General features: G+C 63.1%; 16 protein-coding genes. 7 read left to right on the top strand and 9 right to left on the bottom strand.

Going from position 1 to position 22,218, the window contains the following annotated elements; genetic code table 11:
• The first annotated feature begins 86 nt into the window (after nucleotides 1-86).
• Nucleotides 87-2,171, top strand: coding sequence for a coiled-coil domain-containing protein (locus tag F6V30_RS08455; protein WP_151156553.1), 2,085 nt, complete (start codon nucleotides 87-89; stop codon nucleotides 2,169-2,171).
• Here F6V30_RS08455 and F6V30_RS08450 read toward each other — a convergent pair.
• The 4 genes from F6V30_RS08450 to F6V30_RS08435 form a co-directional block, all read right to left on the bottom strand.
• Nucleotides 2,152-2,871 (bottom strand): FadR/GntR family transcriptional regulator, encoded by a 720-nt coding sequence (locus F6V30_RS08450; protein ID WP_151156552.1) that lies wholly within the window; start codon nucleotides 2,869-2,871, stop codon nucleotides 2,152-2,154. The genes F6V30_RS08455 and F6V30_RS08450 overlap by 20 nt on opposite strands.
• Before the next feature lie 231 nt (nucleotides 2,872-3,102).
• The gene (locus tag F6V30_RS08445; RefSeq protein ID WP_151156551.1) at nucleotides 3,103-4,350 is read right to left on the bottom strand and encodes a (Fe-S)-binding protein; all 1,248 of its coding nucleotides are present in this window, start codon (nucleotides 4,348-4,350) and stop codon (nucleotides 3,103-3,105) included.
• Nucleotides 4,351-4,487: 137 nt separating this feature from the next.
• Complete coding sequence (locus F6V30_RS08440) at nucleotides 4,488-5,858, bottom strand: FAD-binding oxidoreductase (protein ID WP_151156550.1); 1,371 nt, start codon at nucleotides 5,856-5,858, stop codon at nucleotides 4,488-4,490.
• 76 nt (nucleotides 5,859-5,934) lie between these two features.
• On the bottom strand, nucleotides 5,935-7,884 hold the full coding sequence (locus F6V30_RS08435) for an L-lactate permease (RefSeq protein ID WP_151156549.1): 1,950 nt from the start codon (nucleotides 7,882-7,884) through the stop codon (nucleotides 5,935-5,937).
• Nucleotides 7,885-8,225: 341 nt separating this feature from the next.
• Between F6V30_RS08435 and F6V30_RS08430 the strand changes: the two genes are divergently transcribed.
• From F6V30_RS08430 to F6V30_RS08420, 3 genes are all read left to right on the top strand, one after another.
• Entirely contained in the window at nucleotides 8,226-8,777 is a 552-nt protein-coding gene (locus tag F6V30_RS08430; protein WP_151156548.1) for a LutC/YkgG family protein, read from the top strand.
• Nucleotides 8,774-10,912, top strand: a complete 2,139-nt coding sequence (ldhH, locus tag F6V30_RS08425) for an L-lactate dehydrogenase (quinone) large subunit LdhH (RefSeq protein ID WP_151156547.1) — start codon at nucleotides 8,774-8,776, stop codon at nucleotides 10,910-10,912. Before F6V30_RS08430 ends, ldhH begins: the two co-directional genes overlap by 4 nt.
• Before the next feature lie 176 nt (nucleotides 10,913-11,088).
• Nucleotides 11,089-11,703 (top strand): trimeric intracellular cation channel family protein, encoded by a 615-nt coding sequence (locus F6V30_RS08420; protein ID WP_151156546.1) that lies wholly within the window; start codon nucleotides 11,089-11,091, stop codon nucleotides 11,701-11,703.
• 139 nt (nucleotides 11,704-11,842) lie between these two features.
• Here the strand turns inward: F6V30_RS08420 and prfA are convergent, their stop codons facing one another.
• From prfA to rho, 5 genes are all read right to left on the bottom strand, one after another.
• A complete protein-coding gene (gene prfA, locus F6V30_RS08415; RefSeq protein WP_151156545.1) occupies nucleotides 11,843-12,910 on the bottom strand; it encodes a peptide chain release factor 1 in 1,068 nt (355 codons plus the stop codon).
• 138 nt (nucleotides 12,911-13,048) lie between these two features.
• A complete protein-coding gene (locus F6V30_RS08410; RefSeq protein ID WP_151156544.1) occupies nucleotides 13,049-13,975 on the bottom strand; it encodes a DUF1385 domain-containing protein in 927 nt (308 codons plus the stop codon).
• 224 nt (nucleotides 13,976-14,199) lie between these two features.
• Entirely contained in the window at nucleotides 14,200-14,892 is a 693-nt protein-coding gene (thyX, locus tag F6V30_RS08405; RefSeq protein WP_151156543.1) for an FAD-dependent thymidylate synthase, read from the bottom strand.
• 126 nt (nucleotides 14,893-15,018) lie between these two features.
• Nucleotides 15,019-15,219, bottom strand: a complete 201-nt coding sequence (gene rpmE / locus F6V30_RS08400) for a 50S ribosomal protein L31 (protein ID WP_151156542.1) — start codon at nucleotides 15,217-15,219, stop codon at nucleotides 15,019-15,021.
• Nucleotides 15,220-15,379: 160 nt separating this feature from the next.
• The gene (rho, locus tag F6V30_RS08395; RefSeq protein WP_151156541.1) at nucleotides 15,380-16,627 is read right to left on the bottom strand and encodes a transcription termination factor Rho; all 1,248 of its coding nucleotides are present in this window, start codon (nucleotides 16,625-16,627) and stop codon (nucleotides 15,380-15,382) included.
• 448 nt (nucleotides 16,628-17,075) lie between these two features.
• On the opposite strand from rho, the gene F6V30_RS08390 reads away from it, so the two are divergent.
• The 3 genes from F6V30_RS08390 (at nucleotide 17,076) to glyS (ending at nucleotide 22,131) form a co-directional block, all read left to right on the top strand.
• Nucleotides 17,076-19,061: a proton-conducting transporter transmembrane domain-containing protein gene (locus F6V30_RS08390; RefSeq protein ID WP_151156540.1), complete on the top strand. Its 1,986-nt coding sequence runs from the start codon at nucleotides 17,076-17,078 to the stop codon at nucleotides 19,059-19,061.
• Between the two features lie 128 nt (nucleotides 19,062-19,189).
• The gene (gene glyQ, locus F6V30_RS08385; RefSeq protein ID WP_151156539.1) at nucleotides 19,190-20,071 is read left to right on the top strand and encodes a glycine--tRNA ligase subunit alpha; all 882 of its coding nucleotides are present in this window, start codon (nucleotides 19,190-19,192) and stop codon (nucleotides 20,069-20,071) included.
• Entirely contained in the window at nucleotides 20,068-22,131 is a 2,064-nt protein-coding gene (gene glyS / locus F6V30_RS08380) for a glycine--tRNA ligase subunit beta (RefSeq protein WP_151156538.1), read from the top strand. Before glyQ ends, glyS begins: the two co-directional genes overlap by 4 nt.
• Nucleotides 22,132-22,218 lie beyond the last annotated feature (87 nt).

The raw sequence follows: 22,218 nt of genomic DNA, 5'->3' as shown, positions 1-22,218 counted from the left end.
CGTGCATATTGTGGTGGTCAAGGGGGGTCAAAACCGGTTCCGGCCGTTCTCTCCCTTGGGAAAACGGCACTACATGGGGGTGCTGTATGGCGTTTTCCCTGAATCAATCCTTGAGCCACATCGAGATAAAAGAGCCCCATGTCGCCGAGATCTACCGTTCCTCCAACAGTGCCGTTCCAACCGAGGAACAGTGCCAGGGGCACCTGTGCGAGGCCTACGTCTGCACCGCCCGCGAGGACGACGCCTTTTCCGTGTATGTCGCTTTCTTCGATACGACCACCCAACGCCCCGTCATCTTTTCCACCACCTGCGATACCCGTAAGCCCGCCGACCAGAAACGCCTCGCCAACGAAGCCCTGAAGTTCACCAAGTCCATGGGTTTCAACATGGAACCGGTAAAACTCGACTATAGCCCGGCCATGCGCCAGGTCATCATACGCGGCATCAGCGTCATGCGCCCCCCCGCCCCGCCCCGAGGCGGGAAGCAACCAGCCAAAAACGCCGCACCAGCCGTGGAGCCCCCCTCACCCGCGCCCCAACCATCTGCACCGTCCGTGCCCGATGCCCCGTCGCCCGAGGTTGCGGCGCTTTCCGCCGAGATTGCCGACCTCAGGACGGCGCTGAAGGATATGGAGCGTGCCAAGGCCGCAACCGAGCGGATGGCCGAGCGGACCGTCACGGCCATAAAGCAGGAACAGGAGAGGATCACCGCCTCGTACCAGGAGCGGGAGAAGGCGCTTCGGGAGGAGTTGGCCGGCAGAGAGCCACAGGGCGCGTCGGAAAGCGACGTTGCCGCCGGGTTGCATGCAGAGTTGCAGGGCAAGGCCGAGGCGCTGCGCGACCTTGAGGAGCTCCTCGCCCAAGAGCGCGCCCAGCGCCGGGACGCGGAGACCAGAGCGGAGGAGTTGGACCGCCGCCGGGAACGGGCCGAAGAGGAGTCGGCCGGCCTGCGCCGGGAACTGGACCGGCTCCACCAGGACGCCGCGGCCGAACGTTCGAGCTCCGAGGAGCACCGTTCCAAGGAGGCCGCCTCACGGGCCGCTGAAGAGCTTGCGGCAACGGAGCGGGAGCAGGCCTTGCGGGATGAGTTGGCGGCCGCCCGCCACGAGAACGGCGTCGTGCAGGGCACGTTGATGAACGTCATGAAGGAACAACAGGTGCTGGTCAACGAGCGTGAGGCGCTCAGGGCCGAACTGGCAGTCATAAAGGAGAGCGCGGGCATCGCATGGCAGCGGGAGCGGGAGGCTTTGGAGCAGGAACGTGCAGATCTGCGCGCAAGCGTCAAGCGACTGGAAGAGGGCAGACGGGAGGAGCAGCAGCGTTTCGAGACGCTCCTGGCCGATAGGGAGCTTGAGCTGAAGGGCGCCCAAGCCGAACAGAACTCCCTTGCGTCCAAGCTGGAGCAGGTGTTGGGCGAGAAAAAGGTGTGGGACACCATTGCCGGCAACTTCAAGAAAAAGGCCCACAAGGCGGTCGAACACCTCAAGAGGGAGAAGCAGTCCCTGGAGGAAAGGCTGAAAGAGCTTGAGCAAGCCGCCGCTTCCCTTTCCCCGCCGCCGCCACCGGTTCCGTCCCTGTACCCGCAATCCGCTTCCGAAGCGCCGGTGGCCGTGGAGCGTCACGTGGAATCGCCTTTTGCGGCCCTGGGGCTGGTGGATAGCGACTCGGGCTTTTCCGGGTTCGGCGGCTTCGGCGGCCCGTCAAGCGGAGGGGGGGGAGCGGCCTTTCGCTATGCCCCGGACGTGGCGGTCATCTCCTACCATTCGACCGACGACATCGTCGAGCTCTACGGCTCGGCCAACGTGGTCCAGGCCGCGCCGGAGGGGAGGCGGTCACAGATTTGCGGCGCCTATGTCTGTGTGGTTGAGCGGGGAGGGAAGGCGACCATCAACCTCGCCTGGCACCTGATCGACAGCGGCGAGGTCTTGATCTGCCTGCCGGAGCAGCAGCCGGAAGGGGCGGAGAACTACGCCCGCGCCCTGCAGGACGCCATCTTCTACTTCGAAAGCATCGGGTTCATGATGGACCGCTTCGAATTGTCGCGCAATTCCCTGCGGCAGATCAAGGCGCTGGAAAAGATCGGCATCTGCAGGCTGGAGGAGCCGGCAGCCGCGGCACAGGGGGAGGGGAAGGAAGACGGGAGCGGCGGGACTATGCCTGCTGCCGCGTGACGTAGGCGCTGCTGCGCTGCTCCGCAAAGGTGAGGTGGGCGATCATCGCCTCCCGGGCGGTTTCCGCGTCCCGGGCCTTGATGGCCTCGAAGATGCGGCGGTGGTGGCCGAAGAGCAGGTGGTGGTCGTCGCTGGTCAGGTAGACCGCCCGCCAGACGGTTTGCTGGAACTCCTTCATGGCGTCGAACAGGCTCTGCATGAGGTGGAGCCAGACGATGTTGTGCGTGGCGCGGGCGATCACGATGTGCAGGTTGGCGTCCAGGTCCTCGGAAGGTTTCAGGCCGTCCAGGTTGCGCTCCATGCCGCCGATGATCTCCTCCATGCGCCGCAGGTCCTCGGGCAGCGCCCGCTGGGCCGCATAGTAGGCGGTCCAGGACTCCATCCCCTTGCGCACCTCGATCACGTCCAGGGCCCGTTCCTGCTCCGACCGGATCAGTTCGGAGAGCGGGTTCCCCCCCGGCATCTCCACCAGGGACAGCACCACCGTCCCCCCTCCCTGATAGGACATGACCAGCCCGGCCGCAGCCAGGATATTGAGCGCCTCGCGCACCGACGGGCGGGATACGCCGAACATCTCGGCCAGCTCGCGCTCCGGGGGGAGCTTGTCGCCGGGAGAGAATTCCCCCGCCAGGATCGAGGCGCGGATCTGCTCGGCGATCTGGGCCGACACCTTCTTCGGTTTTATGGGCTGAAATTTCATGGGGGTCCGATCATGCTAAAACTAAAATCCGCCACAGAGACACAGGGAAAAATCAGAAGCAGAGGGATAAACCGTTGTTAGATTCATCCCCAAATGGTTGTGTCTTTGACGTACTCCGTGTCTCCGTGGCAGATTCAAAGTTGACGTTCTTTTCGGTTAGATAAAAGGGGAGCCGTATACGGCTCCCCTTTTATCTACTACAGATGACGCAGGTTTGCAACCCTGCCGGCTTTAGGCGGCCCCGTCCAGGCTGCGCGCCAGAAGCTCCGTCACATGCACGATCCCCACGCCAGGCAACTGCTCCGCCAGCCCCTTCCTCAACTGCAGCAGGCAGCCCGGATTGCCGGTCACCAGCAGTTCCGCCCCGGTGGCCCGGATGGTGGCGATCTTGCGGGTCAGGATGCGGTCGGCCATCTCCGGCTTGGCGATGTTGTAGGTGCCGGCGCTGCCGCAGCAGGCGTCGGCCGCTTCCAACTCCCGGTACTCCACCCCCGGGATCAGCCGGAGCAGGTCCCGCGGCTCCCGGCGGATGCCCTGGCAGTGGGCGATGTGGCACGGGTCGTGGTAGGTAACCGTCACGGGGAGCGGCTTGAGCTTGGCGCGCAACTCCTCCCGGTGCAGCGCCAGGACCTGGGAGATGTCCCGCACCTTGGCGCTGAACGCCGCGGCCTCCGGGTCCCCCTCCAGGTGATGGCCGTAGTGCTTCAGCTCGGCCCCGCAGCCGCCGCAGTCGGTAACGATGAAATCCGCCTCGATCCCGCCGAAGACGGCCACGTTGGTGCGCACCGCCTCCTTCAGGCCGGCCAGGTCCCCGGAGAGCATGTTGGGCGCGCCGCAGCAGACCTGATTGCGGGGGGTGACGACCCGGTAGCCCAGCTCTGACAGCAGCCGGACGGTCGCCCGGCTCGCCTCGCTGAAGACCAGGCTCATGACGCACCCCAGGAAGAAGGCCACGGTCCCCCGCTCCTCCCCCCGGGCCGGCGTGACCTCTGCGATGGTCTGGCGCAGCGGCCGGGCGGGCAGGTTCGGGAGCAGCCCCTCCATCCGTTCCAAGGGCTCCGGGAACAGCTTCATGACCCCCAGTTTGCGCACCAGTTTTTGCAGGCCGGTGCGCTGGTAGAGGCGCATGGGGGCCAGGGCCGCCTCCAGGCGGTCGGGATGGGGGAGCAGGCGGCGCAGGATCAACTCCTCCATGAAGGAGAGCCCCTCCCCTCCCTTGCGCTCGCAGGTGAATTCCGCCACCAGTTCGCCGGCATTGACCCCGCAGGGGCAGGCCGAAGCGCACGCCTGGCAGTCCAGGCAGAGGGAGAGGTACTCCAGAAGGCGCTCGGACTGGTCCAGTTCCCCTTCCTGGAGTTTGCGTATCAGCGCCACCCGCCCCCTCGGCGAGGCGGTCTCCAGGAAGGTCTCCTTGTAGGTGGGGCAGGCGGGGAGGCACATCCCGCAGCGCATACAGTTGATCAGTTTTACGTAATCCATTGATAAGAACCTTTAAACCTTTTACACCTGCCACAGAGACACAGAGACTCAGAGAACGTCAAAACAAAAATCGATTCTCTTCCGGTTTTCTCTGTGAACCTCCGTGTCCCTGTGTCTCTGTGGCAGACGTTACGATGTTAGAATACCTTCCCCGGATTCAAGATCCCCTTCGGATCAAAGGCGTTCTTGATCCCCCGCATGACCTTGATCCCCGATTCCCCCACCAGCCGCGGCAGATAGCGCTTCTTGGCCAGCCCCACCCCGTGCTCGCCGGTGATGGTGCCCCCCATGGCGATGGCGGCGTCGAAGATCTCGTCGAAGGCGGCATGGGCCCGGGCGATCTCGTCCTTGTCCCGTTCGTCGGTCAGGCAGGTGGGGTGTAGATTGCCGTCCCCGGCGTGGCCGAAGGTGCCGATGGTGAGGTTGTACTTGCGGGCCGTCTCCTGAATGACCTGAAGCATGGGCGCGATGCAACTGCGCGGTACGGTGGCGTCCTCCAGGATGGTAGTCGGCTTGAGCCGCGCCAGGGCCGACAGGGCGGTGCGCCGCGCCGTGGCCAGCTTGAGCGCCTCGTCCGCGTCCTTGGCGGTCTGGAAGAAGGAGCAGCGGTGGCGCTTGCAGATCTCCTCCACGCTGGCGGCCTCCTCGGCCACCACCGCCGGGTGGCCGTCCACCTCGATCAGCAGGACCGCATCCACGTCCAGGGGGAGCCCCACGTGGGAATAATCCTCCACGCACTTGATGGTCACCTTGTCCAGGAACTCCAGGGTGGCCGGGATGACCTTGGCGGCGATGATGGCCGACACCGCCAGGGCGGCCTGGTTCAGTTCGGGGAAATGGGCCAGCATGGTGATCTTGGCCCGGGGCTTGGGGATCAGCTTGACCGTGATGGCGGTGAAAAACCCCAGGGTGCCTTCGGAGGAGACCAACAGCGGGTTCAGGCTGTAACCGGCCACGTCCTTCACCGCCTTGCCGCCGGTACGCAGCAGTTCGCCGTCCGCCAGAACCGTGGTCAGCCCCATGACGTAATCCGCCGTCACCCCGTACTTGAGGCCGCGCAGCCCGCCCGAATTCTCGGCCACATTGCCCCCCATGGTGGAGATGTTCATGCTCCCCGGGTCGGGCGGATAGAACAGACCGCGCCCCTCCACCTCCCGGTGCAGGGCGCTGGTGATCACCCCCGGCTCCACCGTGGCGGTCAGGTTCTCTTCGTCCACCTCCACGATGCGATTCATGCGGCTGGTCTGCACCACCACCCCGCCCCCCGACAGGGAGCCGCCCGACAGGTTGGTGCCGGAGCCGCGCGGGGTCACGCTGATCCCGGCCCCGTGGCAGAGGGCCATGATGCGGGCCACCTCCGGGGGACTGCCGGGCAACAGGACCACCCCCGGCCTGCTCTCCAGTTCGGGGGTGGAATCGTAGCCGTACACCGCCAGGGATTCCCGGTCGGTCAGGGTGTACTGCTCGCCGACGATGGTTTTAAGCTCATTGATAAAGGATTGTTCCATTGTAGCCTCTTTTGTAGGACTTATGGGACTCATAGGACTTATATAAGTCCCATTGGTCCTATAAGTCCTACAGCCTTTAAGGTATCATCCACGAAAACACAGAGGCTTGCAAGTACACAATCACCCCCACCACCACCGTCAAAAACAGGGAATGCTTGAGGGTGAAACGGAACAGGGTCCCCTCCTCCCCCACCATGCCGGTGGCCGCCGTGGCCACGGCCAGGGATTGGGGGGAGATCATCTTGCCCATGACCCCGCCGCTGGTGTTGGCCGCCCCGGTCAGGATCGGATTGAGGCCTAACTGCTCGGCCGTGGCCCGCTGCAAACCGCCGAACAGGACGTTGCTGGAGGTGTCGGAGCCGGTCAGGAAGACCCCCAGCCAGCCGAGGAACGGGGCGATGAAGGGGAACCAGTGGCCGGTCTTGGTGAACACCAGACCGAGGCAGTTGGTCATGCCCGAGGTGTTCATGACGTAGGCCAGGCCGAGCACCGACGCCACGGTGACCGCTGGGTAACGCATGTCGTAGAGGGTCTTGCCAAGGATGCGGAAGGTGTCGCCCATCCCCACGCCGCAGATCAGGGCCGAGAGGAACGCTGCGATCAGGATGGCGGTGCCGGCGGCGGAGAGGAAGTTGAAATTGTACTTGGCCGCCAGCTTGACGGGCAACTGGTCGGCCACAGCCTTGTCCAGCGGCTTGAAGCGGTCCTTGGGCACCGCGCCAATCTTCACCAGCTCCTTGCACAACTTCTGGGTCTCGGTCATCTTCTTGGCAACCAGGTCGCAACTCTTCAGCCGCTCGTCGCTCAGGACCGCCCCCTTGCCCGCCAACCCCTGTTCCACCGGTACAAAGGCATCCTCAAGCCCCTTCAACTCCGTCAGTTTGGCCGCCAGGGCCGCCTGCTTCGGGTCGGCGGGAGAGAGCTGGGCCACCTGCTTGTCGATCTCCTCGTTCACCGTGGCGATCTTCTTCAGCCCGTCTTCCGGCTTGGCAACCTTCTTGACGATCCCGTTGTGGAGCCCGTCCACCGTGATCAGGACGGCGCTCTTGTCCAGCTCGGTCTTGATGGAGGGGATGCCCCACAAAAGCACCATGACGGTCAGCGCCAGGTAGGGCGCCCAGGCCCGGAAGACCTGGCCGGCGGTATAGTCGTGCCGTTCCCTGACGGCGTTCCCGCTCTCGTGATCGAAGGTCCAGACCTGCTTGGGGTGCCAGACCTGCAGCAGGAGCACCAGGGCCACCATGGAGAGGAGGGAGGCGGTGATGTCCGGGAGGTACGGCCCCAGGTAGCTGGCGGTGCCCCACTGGGCAAGGGCGAAGGTCGCGCCGCAGACGACGATGGCCGGCAGGACCTCCAGGGTCTTCTTCAGGCCGACCATGATCATGATCACGTAAAAGGGGATGAACAGGGAGATGAACGGCAGTTGGCGTCCCACCATGGTGGAGAGCTTCATGAGGCCGGCATCGTCGTAGCCCATGACCCCGGCCAGGGCCACCACCGGGATGCCGATGGCGCCGAAGGCCACCGGCGCGGTGTTGGCCACCAGGCAGACCCCGGCGGCATAGAGCGGCCGGAAGCCGAGCCCCACCAGGGTGGCGCCGGCAATGGCCACCGGCGTGCCGAAACCGGCCGCCCCTTCGATGAACGCGCCGAAGCAGAAGGCGATCAGGAGCGCCTGGAGGCGGCGGTCCGCGGTCACCCCGGCCAGGGAGGCCCGGATGATCTCGAACTGCCCCCCCTTGACGGTGAGGTTATAGAGAAACAGGGTGGTGATGACGATGTAGAACACCGGGAAGAGGCCGAAGGCGACCCCCTGGCCAAAGGCCAGCCCGGCCAGCTTGGCCGGCATCCCCCAGACAACGACGGCGATGGCCAGGGCCGAGACCACGGCCAGGGGGCCGGCGATGTGGGCCTTCATCTTGAGCACGGCCAGACAGATGAAGATGACGACGAGCGGAACGGCGGCCACCAGGGCCGACATCCCCAGACTGCCTGCTACGGGTGTGTAGGTCTGAATCCAGGGCATGACGAACGACTCCTTCCTTGCGCGGGTATGTGTGCAAACGTTCTCTGAATGGCCTCATCTGTCCGCCTGTCCTGGATGTTTGACGGGAGCGAACGAAAATAAAATCAGGTTTTGTAAAGTTGTATTACCAATTATATTTTTTAAAACTCCCTGTCAACTATTTTTTATATCTGCATATAAAGCCTGTTGACAATGGCAGTTAAGATGAATTAGGTTTATATATAATTTGGTTTTACAAATTTCAAACCCCGGGATGCGACCGCGCAACGATACAGCGTTTCCCCAACGGCGGCGACGCCAAAGGGCATCACGAGACGACCGCCCGGAAGGAGACCGAAGCGATGTACGAGCAATTCAAGGCCAGGGCCGAAGGGGTCGGTGCGGAGGTCTACCGTTTCAAGGACCGGGATGGGGCGTTGGGGTTCATCCTGCCGTTCCTGCACGAAGAGGGGGGCGCCGACGCCCCCCGTTCCTGCGCCGTCTGGGCCGAGAGCCCCTTTCTGGAAGGGCTGGACCGGGAACCGCTTCGGGAGGTCGCCGGCATCAGGTTCGAGGTGAGCCGGGAGACGGCGGCCGACGCCCGCATCGGCATCACCCAGGCCGAGTGGGCCCTGGCCGACACCGGTTCCCTGGTGCAGGACCAGACCGCCGTGGAGCAACGGCTGGCCTCCTCCCTCACCGACATCCACATCGCCCTCGTCCCCACCGGCAACATCCTTCCCGACAAGAGCGCCCTCTTGAGCAGGATCAATCCAAAGACCAGCCGCTACATCGCCTTCATCACCGGCCCGAGCCGGACCGCCGACATCGAGCGGGTGCTGACCATCGGCGTCCATGGCCCGGAACGGCTCGTGATCGTCTGCGTGGATGATATGGGAGGGGCGGCCCGATGAAAAAGGAGTTCAGGGAATCCATAGGCCAGGCCGTGGGGAACGCCACCCTCACTGGGGCGCTGGGGAAGTTTTCCGAGGCCTACAAGGTCAACCGGGCCAAGGCCTACGAGGGGATCGACTTCGAGGCGTTGCGGGACACCATCGCCGAGCGCAAGTCCCATGCCGCCGCCAACCTGGAACTCCTGGCGGATACCTTTGCCAAAAACGCCGAGGCCCTGGGCGCCAAGGTCTTCCGGACCAATGACCCGGAAAAGGTCAAGGAATACATCCTGAAGGTGGCCCAGGACAACGGCGTGAAGAGCGTGGTCAAGTCCAAGTCCATGGCCACCGAGGAGATCCACCTCAACGCCTTCCTGGAAAAGGCGGGCATCGCGGTGGGCGAAACCGACCTGGGGGAGTGGATCATCCAGCTTGCCGGCCAGAAGCCGTCCCACATGGTCATGCCGGCCATCCACATGACCAAGGAGGAGGTGGCCGACCTCTTCAGCAAGGAGGTGGATGAGCGGCTGGAGAACGACATCCCCCGGCTGGTGAAGGTGGCCCGCCGGGAGTTGCGCGCCAAGTTCCTCGCGGCCGACATGGGGATCTCGGGCGCCAACATCGCCGTGGCCGAGACCGGCAGCCTCGTGCTGGTCACCAACGAGGGGAACGCCCGGCTGGTCACCACCCTGCCCCGGGTCCACGTGGCCCTGGTCGGCATCGAAAAGCTGGTGGAGCGCTTCGACGACATCGTGCCGATCCTGACGGCGCTCCCCCGCAGCGCCACGGCCCAACTGCTCACGAGCTACGTCTCCATCATCAGCGGCCCCACGCCCACCACCGACGGTCCGCTCAAGGAGTTGCACATCATCCTCATGGACAACCGCCGCAGCGAGATGGCGGGCGACCCCAAGTTCAAACAGGCGCTCCAGTGCATCCGCTGCGGCTCGTGTCTCAACGTCTGCCCCATCTTCCGCCTGGTGGGGGGGCACGTCTTCGGCAGCATCTATACCGGCGGCATCGGCACCATCCTCACCGCCTGGTTCGAGGAGTTGCACAACTCCGAGGATATCCAGGGGCTGTGCATCCAGTGCGGCAACTGCAAGGAGATCTGCCCCGGCAAGCTGGACATCCCGGAGATGATCATGGAGATCAGGCGGCGCCTGGTCATGGAGAAGGGACAGCCCCTGGCCCAGAAGGCGATCTTCGGGATCGTCAACAACCGCTCGCTCTTCCACGGCATGCTGCGGGCCGCCTCCATCGCCGGCAAGCCGTTCAACTCGGGCGGCTTCATCCGCCACCTTCCCCTGTTCCTGTCGGATCTGACCGATGGCCGCAGTCTCCCCGCCATTGCCGCAAAGCCGTTCCGGGACCGTTTCCCCGCGATCCAACAGCCCGCCGACTGCCGGGAAACGGCGGTCTTCTTTGCCGGCTGCCTCATCGACTTCGCCTACCCGGAGATGGGGGAGGCGCTGGTGAAGATCCTGAACAAGGCCGGCATCCGGGTCCTATTCCCCGAGGCCCAGACCTGCTGCGGCGCTCCGGCCCGGTACAGCGGGGCCTACGAGGTGGCGGCCGGCAACGCCGTGGACAACATCAAGGCCCTGCTCGTGGAGGGGGCGAACTACGTGGTCTCCGCCTGCCCCACCTGCACCGTGGCCCTGGCCCACGAGTTCGGCGACACCTTGGAGAGCCTGGGGCAAAGGGAATGGTTGGCACGGGCGAAGGAATTGGCGGAGAAGACCGTGGATTTCTCCACCCTGGCGAAGCGGCTGGTGGACGCGGGGCGGCTCACGCTGAAGGAGGGGCGGCAGCTCGGGGCCCTCACCTACCACGACTCCTGCCACCTGAAACGGACCCTGCGGGCCGTGGAGCCGCCGCGGGAACTGCTGCGCGGGGCGGGTTACGAAATAAAGGAGATGTTCGAGTGCGACATGTGCTGCGGCATGGGCGGCTCCTACTCCCTCAAGCTGCCGGAGCTCTCCGCGCCGATCCTGCGGCGCAAGCTGCACAACATCAAGGAGACCGGCGCGCCGGTCGTGGCCATGGACTGCCCCGGCTGCGTCATGCAGATCAAGGGCGGGTTCGACCAGGACCGGGCCGATGTGAAAGTGAAACATACGGTGGAACTGCTGGCGGAGCAGTTGGAGAGCTAGCGGGGGATTATCGGGATAGTGTGCCGGTACCGGAAGGCCCGTTTTCGTTTGACGACGAAAGCGGGCCTTCTGCAATTACGGCCTTTCCCGGTGGATTTCACTTTGCAGCTTTGCAGAATTTGCGTATATATCGATGACGTTTTCTATCTATAGCTGGACCTACGGAGTGCGTTTAGATGAATTTGCTGTACACCTTCGACCTGCTGGGAACCGCCGCTTTTGCCGCTTCGGGGGCGCTGGCCGGGATTCGCCGGGATATGGATGTCTTCGGCGTGCTGGTGCTGGGACTCGTCACCGCCATCGGCGGCGGTACGCTGCGCGATCTGTTGCTGGGCGACATCCCGCCTTTCATCTTCAAGGACGAGACGTACCTCTATCTTTCGGTCGCGGTTTCGCTCTTGGTATTTCTTTTTCACCGCCGCTTGGCGTTCCTCACCCATCCGTTAACCTACTTCGATGCGGTCGGACTGGGCACGTTTGTGGTGATCGGCACCCACAAGGCCCTTGCCTTTAAGCTCGGTTTTTTCGGTGCCGTTATGATGGGGGTTATGACGGCTACTGCGGGAGGAATGCTCCGGGACCTGCTTTCGGCCAAAGTGCCGATGATTCTGCATAAGGAGGTCTATGCCTCTGCCTGCCTGGCCGGGGGAGCCCTGCTGTACGTGCTGCAACGGAGTGCCGTGCCGCCGGACGCGGCAGCGCTGATTTCGGCCGCAACCGTCATTATCCTGCGCCTGTTGGCGGTCAGATACAACTGGTCGCTGCCGCGGGCCGCACACAGGACACCATGAATGTCCAACGGCGGGCACCACCGGGCATACCGGTATCATCTCAAACGTTAGACAAAAAAATCGCGATACTCCGCATACAACACAAAGGGGCGCTCCCCACCGGCAGCGCCCCTAATCAATCATCCGAACCAATCCCCGCTCAGTTCCCCTCGCTCTGCGCTTTCAGCGCCTCCATCTGGTAGTGGGCGCGCAGGGCGTCGGCGATCTCGGCGATATCCCCCGCCATGATGGAATCCAGGCGGTAGAGGGTCAGGCCGATGCGGTGGTCGGTCATGCGCCCCTGAGGAAAATTGTAGGTACGGATGCGTTCGCTGCGGTCGCCCGAACCGACCTGCTGCTTGCGCTCGGCGGCCAGCTTGTCGTTCTGGTCCTGGAGCAGATGGTCCAGGATGCGGGTCTTGAGGACCTTCATGGCCTTGGCCCGGTTCTTGATCTGGCTGCGCTCCTCCTGGCAGGCCACCACCGTGCCCGTGGGAAGGTGGGTGATGCGCACGGCCGAGTCGGTGGTATTGACGTGCTGGCCGCCAGCGCCGGACGAGCGATAGACGTCGATCTTCAGGTCATCGGGCCTGATGTCGATGTCCACGTCCTCGGCCTCGGGCATGATCGCCACGGTGCAGGCGCTGGTGTGGATGCGCCCCTGGGCCTCGGTCTCGGGTACGCGCTGCACCCGGTGGGTGCCGGATTCGTACTTGAGCTTGGCAAAGACCCCCTCCCCCTCCACGGAGGCGATGACCTCCTTGAAGCCGCCCCGCTCCGACTCGGAGGCCGAGATGGTCTCCACCTTCCAGCGGTTGGTTTCGGCAAAGCGGGAATACATGCGGAACAGGTCCCCGGCAAACAGGGCCGATTCGTCGCCGCCGGTGCCGGCCCGGATCTCCAGGATGACGCTCTTGTTGTCGTTGGGGTCCTTGGGGAGCAGCAGCAGTTGGATGTCGGCTTCCAGTTGCTCCTTTTCCGCCTCCAGGCTCTTCAGCTCCTCCTCAGCCATCTCCTTCATGTCCGCATCGGACAACAACTCCCGATTCTCCCCGATCTCCTCCATCACCTTGCGCCAACGGCGATAGGCCGCCACCAGCTGGCTCAGGTCGGCGTGTTCGCGGGAGAGCTTGCGGAATTCCGGCTGGTTGGAGATGACCTCAGGGTCGGACAGCAGCGCCTCGACTTCCTGGTAGCGCCGTTCAAGTTCTTCTATCTTGTCGAACATGTTTAAAACCTCTTAGATTCTTACACCTGCCACAGAGACGCGGAGACACAGAGAAAAGCGGGAGAGGAAAACCATGCAGTGTTGTGCCTTTGGCGTTCTCCGTGTCTCTGTGTCTCTGGGGCAGGTTTTAATTTCAGCTTACACTACCAAGCGGTCGTCCGAGTACCCGGCATTCACTTCCAGCGCCTCGTTGATGGAGCGGATGGCCACTTCCAGTTGCTGATCGTCCGGCTCGCGGGTGGTCAGGCGTTGCAGGGCCAAGCCGGGGGCGATGATCAACTTCACCAGGGGATGACCGTCGTTCTTGGCGCTCCACTTGAGGAACTCGTAGGAGATGCCGGCGATGAGCGGCAGCAGCACGACGCGCGAACCGGCCTTGAGGTAAAAGGGCCAGAGCTTGGGGACCAGGGAGAACACGGCGATGCTCACCAGCATGACGATCAAGAGAAAGCTGGTGCCGCAGCGGGGGTGCAGGCGGCTGTGGCGGCGCACGTTTTCCACCTTCAGCTCCTCGCCCGCCTCGAAGGCGAAGATCGATTTATGCTCGGCCCCGTGGTACTGAAAGACCCGCTGGATATCGCCCATGCGGGAGATGCCCCAGATGTAGAGCAGGAACACGATCACCCGGATCACACCGTCCACCAGGTTGAAGACGATGTTGTTGGTGCCGATGTACGGCGTCATCAGCTTGGTCAGGTAGAGCGGGAACAGGAAGAAGAGGCAGATGCCGAAGCCGAAGGCCACGGTCATGGTGCCGGCCATGGCCCAGGAGGAGAGTTCGCCCTTCCCCTTGTCCTTGTCCCCCTCCTTCTCCTCCTCGGACATGGACTCGTTGGCCGAGAAGTTGAGCGCTTTGATGCCGATGACCAGCGAACTGAACAGGGCCACCGCGCCGCGCACGATGGGGAGCTTGACCACCGGGTACCGTTCGGAGAGCGGCACGACCAGCTCCCGCTTGACCACGATCTCGCCGTTGGGACGGCGCACGGCAATAGCCACGGAACGGGGCGCGCGCATCATGACGCCTTCAATAACCGCTTGGCCGCCTACATTTATCTTTTCCATAGTACCTTTCCTAAAGCAAATCTGCCACAGAGACACAGAGACACGGAGAACGTCAAAAGCAAAACAAATTTTACAGGGATGAACAGGATAAAAACAAATCAAAAAGGCTAACGGCTCTTTGTTGTAACTTGGCATCCGGATTTAAGGCTTTATCCCCTTCATCCTGTTCATCCATGTAAATTGTTTTTCTCTGTGTCTCCGTGTCTCTGTGGCGGATGTCAATTCTATTCCAGTGTCGCGAAGAACTCCCGCACCTCGGCGGTCTGGCCGCAGCAGAACTGCCCTTCCGGGCAGGTTCCCCCTACGCAGCCCGGCCCCGCGTCGCGGAAGATGATGGGCGCGGCTTTCTTCGCCAGCCTGAGCATCTCGATGCTCATCTCCCGGATCTCCCACTGGGCCCGCTGGCAGCAGCGCAGGGCAAAGAAGTGCAGCAACTCCCGGGCGTTCATGGTCATGATGATCTTGGATTCCGTGGCGTTGGGCAGGATGTAGCGGGCATCCTCGGGCGGAATCCCCAGGTCCACCAACTGGGCGTACGCCTTGTGCACCGTCTCGGACATGAAGGCGAAGATCTGCCGCGCGTCGGCATTCTCCGCGATGCTGTCCGGCATGATGGAGGTGAACTCGTCCTTGTGGGACACGTAGCGCTGGGACTGCTGGGAGAAGGAGGCGATCCGGTGGCGCACCAGTTGATGGGTGGTCACCCGGGAGATCCCTTCCATACCGAAGGTGAAGGAGATGTGCTCCAGCACCGAATAATGCCCCAGGGACATGATCTTGTTCAGAAACTTCTCGATGTCCGTCGATTCCAGCTTGTTGCGCAATTCGCCGATGGATGTGGGGGAATAGCAGAGCCGGGCCGCCAGGGCCACCGTCAGTTCGGGATTGGGGGTATGTTCTATCAGGGTAACGTTCATGGTGTCCTGCCCGGAGCGTAAGGTTACTCGTGTCCCGAGGCTAACGGCTCGCCCTGGATACGAAAATACAAAAAAGGGGATTTGCCTGACGACAAGATCCCCTCAATGCATTGAGCCGATGGTGTGCTACAGTTGGCCGTAACGTCTCTTGAACCGCTCGACGCGACCAGCGGTGTCCACCAGTTTCTGCTTGCCGGTGAAGAACGGGTGGCAGGCGGAGCAGATCTCGGTGTTGATCTCCTTGCTGGTGGAGCGGGTCAGGAACGTGTTGCCGCACAGGCATTTCACGGTCACCTCGGAATACATTGGGTGGATACCTTCTTTCATCTTCTCTTCCTCCTCAAGAATGCTTCTCAGTCTCAGTATAAAAATGGATGCTGTCGGCGGGGTCGGTCGCAAATTATAATCGTAATGATTCAGATTCATTTTTGCAACACTTTTTTCCAGCCACGTTTCCGATTCAAGACAGAACCCGCTCCGAGCGGGACTATTTACTCATGGAGTCCAGAAAGTCCTGATTGCTCTTGGTCTCTGAGAGTTTATCCAGCAGAAACTCCATGCTGTCCACCACGTTCATGGGGTGCAGGACCTTGCGCAGTATCCAGGTGCGGTGGAGTGCGCTCTTCTCGATCAGCAGCTCTTCCTTGCGGGTGCCGGACTTGTTGATGTCGATGGCCGGGAAGGTGCGTTTCTCCACCAGCTTGCGGTCCAGGTGCAGTTCCATGTTGCCGGTGCCCTTGAACTCTTCGAAGATGACCTCGTCCATCTTGCTGCCGGTGTCCACCAGGGCCGTGGCGATGATGGTCAGCGAGCCCCCCTCCTCGATATTGCGGGCCGCGCCGAAGAAGCGCTTGGGTTTGTGCAGGGCGTTGGAATCCACGCCGCCGGACAGGATCTTGCCCGAGGGGGGGATGACGGTGTTGTAGGCCCGGGCCAGGCGGGTGATGGAGTCCAGCAGGATGACCACGTCGCGCTTGTGCTCCACCAGGCGTTTGGCCTTCTCGATGACCATCTCGGCCACCTGGACGTGGCGCGTCGCCGGCTCGTCGAAGGTGGAGGAAACCACCTCGCCCTTGACCGAGCGCTGCATGTCGGTTACCTCCTCCGGGCGTTCGTCGATCAAAAGGACGATCAGGTACACCTCGGGGTGGTTGGTGGCGATGGAGTTGGCGATGTTCTGGATCAGCATGGTCTTGCCGGTGCGGGGCGGGGCCACGATCAGGCCGCGCTGCCCCTTGCCGATGGGGGCCACCAGTTCCACGACCCGCATGGGGAGGTTATCGCCGGCGGTTTCCAGCTTGAGCTTCTCATCGGGATAGAGCGGCGTGAGGTTATCGAACAGGATCTTGTCCCGGGCGACCTCGGGGGGTTCAAAGTTGACCGTTTCCACCTTGAGCAGGGCGAAATAGCGCTCACCCTCCTTGGGGGGGCGGATCTGGCCGGAGACCGTGTCGCCGGTGCGCAGGTTGAAGCGCCGGATCTGGCTGGGGGAGACGTAGATGTCGTCCGGGCCCGGCAGGTAGTTGTAGTCCGTGGCGCGCAGGAAGCCGAAACCGTCCTGCAGGGTTTCAAGAACCCCTTCGCCGAAGATCATGCCGTTTTGCTCGGTCTGGGCGTTGAGGATGGCAAAGATCAGATCCTGTTTGCGCAGGCTGGACGCACCCTCAATGTTGAGATCACGGGCAATGGTGTTGAGCTCGTTGATCTTTTTGCCTTTAAGTTCCTGTAAATTCATCGGTTCTCCTGCGTGTAACGCGACACATACGTGTGGCTGTGGGATAAAATGGGGTTCAATGGATTTCGGGGATTTTCACTATAATCACACTAGCGCCAATTCGAAAAATTGACCTCAAATGCGGCTCTGGAAGGAACGTGCCTGGGCAGGAAACTTCCTACAAATTGGAAACCAGCTAAATTGATTAAGGATTCACTCGGAGATTCGCACAAATAAGTTACGTAAACGGGATTTTGTTTTTATATGAGGTCGAGTTTTTTTCTTCTTTTAGGATACGAGTTAGAGGTTTAAAAAACGTTAGCCTTAAAAACTCGACCTTGTCAACAATAAAATAAACGGTAAACCTCTTATTTCTCCGTTAATTGTCTTGACCATGATGAGGGGGAGGCGCTATAAAACAGCATACTATTCATTGCAGAAGCCCTCTGTGCAAGGATTGGCGCTTTTAATGAGTCCCCTTGAACTGGCACTGGTCGCAGCCCTTTTCTGCCTTCTTTCCGGCGTCCCGGCCCTGTGGCCCCGCGTACCGCTCTTTACCGGCCGCAGAATTTCGGGCTGCTTCATGGCGGTCGGCGCCGCGGCCGGCCTGGGCGCCGCGTTGCGGGTCCTGCTCAAAGAGGGACCCGGGGGCGCCTACGCACTGGCGTGGCACTTCCCCATGGGTGAGTTGGCCTTTCGCCTCGACCCCCTGTCGGCATTCTTTTTCATCCCCCTCTTCATCGTCGCCACCTGCATCTCCCTCTACGGCTGCGGTTACTGCTCCACCACCCCGGACAACCGGGGCGAATCCCTTGTCACGTTCTATTTCGGCGTGGCTGTGGCGGCCATCGTCATGCTGCTTTTGGCCGCCAACGGCATCACGCTGCTGTTCTTCTGGGAAGCAATGGCCCTGGGCACGTTCCTGGCCATGTGCCTGGAACACGACAAACCGGAGGTCGGCCGGGCCGGACTCCACTATCTGGTGGCCAGCCACGGGACCACCATCTCCCTGTTCGTCCTGTTTGCCCTGTCCCCCGCCATGGGCGGTCCGCTCTTCCCTCCCCCCGGCTCCCTCGACCCGAGCGGCGCGGGGGCCACGGCAATCCTCCTGGTCGCCCTCCTGGGCTTCGGCATCAAGGCGGGCATCATGCCGCTCCACGTCTGGCTCCCGGGGGCCCATGCCAACGCCCCGAGCAACATCTCGGCGCTCATGTCGGGCATCGTCCTCAAGCTGGGGATCTACGGCCTGTTCCGGGTGCTCTCCTTCTTCGGGCAGCCCCCCCTCTGGTGGGGGGCGCTGTTCCTCTGCCTGGGGATCGTCTCCGCCGTCGCCGGCGTCCTCTTCGCCATCGGGCAGCACGACATCAAGCGCCTCTTGGCCTATCACAGCATCGAGAACATCGGCATCATCGTCATGGCCATGGGGGTCGCCCTGTGCGGCCTTGCCACCGGCAACCGCGTCCTGTTCGTCCTTGGCCAGGCGGCAGCCCTGCTGCACGTGGTCAACCACGCCCTGTTCAAGTCGCTGCTCTTCCTGGGGGCCGGGATCGTCGTGCACGGCACCGGCACCCGCGCCATCGACCGCATGGGAGGCCTGGCCCGGGCCCTGCCGATCACGTCCGCGGCCTTCCTGACCGGCAGCGTGGCCATCTGCGGCCTCCCCCCCCTGAACGGCTTTGTCAGCGAATTTCTCCTGTACCTCGGCATGTTCACCGGGTTCGCCACCTCGCCCGGCAGCAGCGCCGCCTTCCTGGCCCTGGCCGTACCGGCGCTGGCGCTGACCGGCGGTCTGGCCCTGGCCTGTTTCGTCAAGGTCTACGGCACGGTGTTCCTGGGCCTGCCCCGCAGCCCCCTCCCCCCCCGCCACGAGCACCCGGCCGCCACCGGCGCCATGGGCATCCTGGCCGCCTGCTGCCTCCTGATCGGGGTGCTGCCGTTTAGCGCCACCCGCATCCTGGAGCCGGTCATCGCCGCCCTGTTCCCCCAACGGGACGCCCTGCTCCCGTCGATCCAGACCACCGCCGGCCTGGTCGGGCTGAGCATCGGGGCGGCGATCCTGTTCCTGCTCATCTGCCTCCTGGCGGTCTTCTACATCAACCGCCTCAAGGCGAAACCGCTGGAGGAGACCGGCACGTGGGACTGCGGCTATGCCGCCCCCTCCGCCGCCATGGAGTATACGGCCTCATCCTTCGCCGGGATGCTGGTGGGCATCTTCGCCGCGATCCTGCGCCCCGAACGCCACGAACCGGCCACCGACAAGCTGTTCCCGGGCCCGGAGCGCTTCGAATCCCACGTCCCGGAGGTGGTGCTGGACAAGGGGATACTGCCGTTCCTCGGCGCCGTGGACCGGCGTCTCGCCCTCATCCGCAGGTTGCAGAACGGCCAGTTGAACAGTTACATCCTCTATATCTTCGTGGCGCTGATCGCCGTCCTGTCGTTGTCCTATTTCTATTGACGCCTTCCGCGGCGCCATATCCCGGCGAATTACCGACCGTGCGCCCTGATGCTCATCCTTGACCGGCGCCCCCATACCTGCTATTTTAACGGTTCTTTTTAATCTTTTCCCCTTTCGGAGGCATAATCGTGACATTTCAGGATCTTATCCTCTCCCTGCAAGGTTACTGGGCCAAGCAGGGGTGCATCATCCAGCAGCCCTACGACACGGAAAAAGGGGCCGGGACCTTCAACCCGGCCACCTTCCTGCGGGTGCTGGGGCCCGAACCGTGGAAGGCGGCCTACGTGGAGCCTTCCCGACGACCGACCGACGGCCGCTACGGAGAGAACCCCAACCGCCTGCAACACTACTACCAGTTCCAGGTGATCCAGAAGCCCTCCCCCATCAATATCCTGGACCTGTACCTGGATTCCCTGCGGGCCATCGGCCTCGACCCCGCCAAGCACGACATCCGCTTCGTGGAAGACGACTGGGAATCGCCGACCCTGGGAGCCTGGGGGCTGGGATGGGAGGTGTGGCTGGACGGCATGGAGATCACCCAGTTCACCTATTTCCAGCAGGCGGGGGGCATCGACCTCAAGCCGGTTTCGGGCGAGATCACCTACGGCTGCGAGCGGATCGCCATGTACCTGCAGGGGGTGGACAATGTCTACGACCTGGTGTGGACCGAAGGGGTGAAGTACGGCGACATCCACCACGAGAGCGAGGTGGAGTTTTCCCGGTACAACTTTGAGGAGGCCGATGTGCCCCTCCTCCTGGAACAGTTCGCCAAGTATGAGCAGGAGTGCCTCCGCCTGGCGGAAAAAGGGCTGGTGCTGCCGGCCTACGACTTCGTCATGAAGTGCTCCCACACCTTCAACCTGCTGGATGCCCGCGGCGCCATCTCGGTCACCGAGCGCGCCTCCTACATCGGCCGGGTACGCAACGTGGCCCGCACCTGTGCGGAAGAATACCTGCGGATGCGAGAGCGCCTCGGATTCCCGCTCTTGAAAGGAGGTGCCGCACGATGAGCGCCAAAGAACTTTTTCTCGAAATCGGCACCGAGGAGATTCCGGCCGGGTTCATCCCCCGCGCCCTGGCCGAGATGGAGGCCATGATCAGCCGGGAGCTGACCAATGCCCGCCTTGCCTTCGACATGGTGCAGACCCTGGCCACGCCCCGCCGCCTGGCGCTGGTGGTCAAGGGGGTCCCCTCCCTGCAGCCCGACGCCGAGATCACCGCGACCGGCCCCTCCGTGAAGGCCGCCTACGACGCCGCCGGCAAACCGACCAGGGCCGCCGAAGGCTTTGCCAAGGGGCAGGGGGTCGACGTCAGTGAGCTTACGACCGTGGCCACCGAGAAGGGCGAGTACCTGGCGGTGACGAAAAAGGTGACCGGCCGGCCGACCCACGAGCTTTTGTCCGAGATTTTGCCCAAGCTGATCGCCGACATCCCCTTCAAGAAGTCGATGCGCTGGGCCGACCTGGACGTGCGCTTCGCCCGGCCGATCCACTGGATCGTGGCCCTGTTCGACGGCGTCGTCGTGCCGTTTTCCTTCGGCATCGTGGAGAGCGGCACCCTGTCCCGCGGCCACCGTTTCATGGCCAACACCACCTTTCCGGTGAACAACTTTGCCCACTACCTGGAGGAATGCGAGCGGCACTTCGTCATCCCGGACCCGGAAAAGCGCAAGGAGATCATTCGCCGCGAGGCGCACCGCGTGGCCAAGGCCGCAGGCGGCCACCTCCTGCCGGACGAGGAGTTGCTGGACCAGATCGTCTACCTGGCCGAGTACCCCAGCGCCGTGCACGGCACCTTCTCCCCCGAGTTTCTCAAGGTGCCCAAGGAGGTGCTCATCACCTCCATGCGCAGCCATCAGCGCTACTTCTCCATCGTGGACGAGGGCGGCAAGCTGCTGCCCGGCTTCATCACCATCAACAACACCCTGACCGACGACCCCTCGGTGGTGGTCAAGGGGAACGAGCGGGTCCTGCGGGCCCGGCTCTCCGACGCCCGCTTCTTCTTCGAGGAAGATCAGAAGGTCAAGCTGGACGACCGGGTGGAGGCGCTCAAGAAGGTGGTCTACCAGCAGAAGCTCGGCACCTCCTTCGAAAAGATGGAACGCTTCCGCACCCTGGCCCAAGGGCTGGCGGAACAGCTCAACCCGGCGGTCAAGACACAGACGGCACGCGCCGCCTGGCTCTGCAAGGCCGACCTGGTGAGCGGCATGGTGGGCGAGTTCCCGGAGGTCCAGGGGATCATGGGGCGCGAGTACGCCCTGCTGGAGGGTGAGGAACCGGCGGTGGCGGACGCCATTGCCGAGCATTACCTGCCGATCCAGGCCGGCGGCGAACTGCCCGCCTCGGACATCGGCGCCTTTGTCTCCATTGCCGACAAGCTGGACACGGTCTGCGGCTGCTTCAGCGTGGGGCTCATCCCCACCGGCGCCGCCGACCCCTACGCCTTGCGGCGCGCCACCATCGGCATCATCGCCACGATCCTGGACAGGGGCTACCGCCTCTCCCTGGCTGCCCTGATCGACCACTCCCTGGACCTCCTGGCGACCAAACTGACGCGTCCCAAGGAGCAGGCCGCGACCGAGGTCAGGGAGTTTTTCCGCGGCCGCTTCGTCAACCTGCTGGCGGGCGACTACCCGACCGACGTCATCGAGGCGGCGGTATCGGCAGGCTTCGACGATCTCGTGCAGGTCCGGGCCCGCATCGCGGCCCTGGCCCAATTCAAGTCCCACCCCGATTTCGAGCCGCTGACCGGGGCTTTCAAGCGGGTCGGCAACATCATCAAGGAGGGGGTGGACGCGCCGGTCGATCCGGCCCTGTTCCAGGAGAGTGCGGAAACCGGCTTGTACACGGCCTTCCAGACGGTGAAGAACTCGGCGGGGGCGGGCATTGCCGATGGGCGCTGGCAGGAGGCCCTGGCCGAGATCGCCACCCTGCGCGGCCCCATCGACACGTTCTTCGACAAGGTCATGGTCATGGCCGAGGACGAGCGGATACGGACCAACCGCCTGGCCCTTCTCACGGCCATCGCCCGCATGTTCGGGCAGGTTGCCGACTTTTCCCGCATCGCGTAGCAAAGGACTCATGGGACCTACAAGTCCCATGAGTCCCATCGGTCCTATGAAGCCACTATTATTAGCATCACTGGCAACGGCGCCGGT

It is taken from the genome of Oryzomonas sagensis (assembly GCF_008802355.1).
Classification (GTDB): domain Bacteria; phylum Desulfobacterota; class Desulfuromonadia; order Geobacterales; family Pseudopelobacteraceae; genus Oryzomonas; species Oryzomonas sagensis.
Note: the sequence above shows the minus strand (reverse complement) of the source record. Positions and strands in the feature narration are given on the sequence as shown.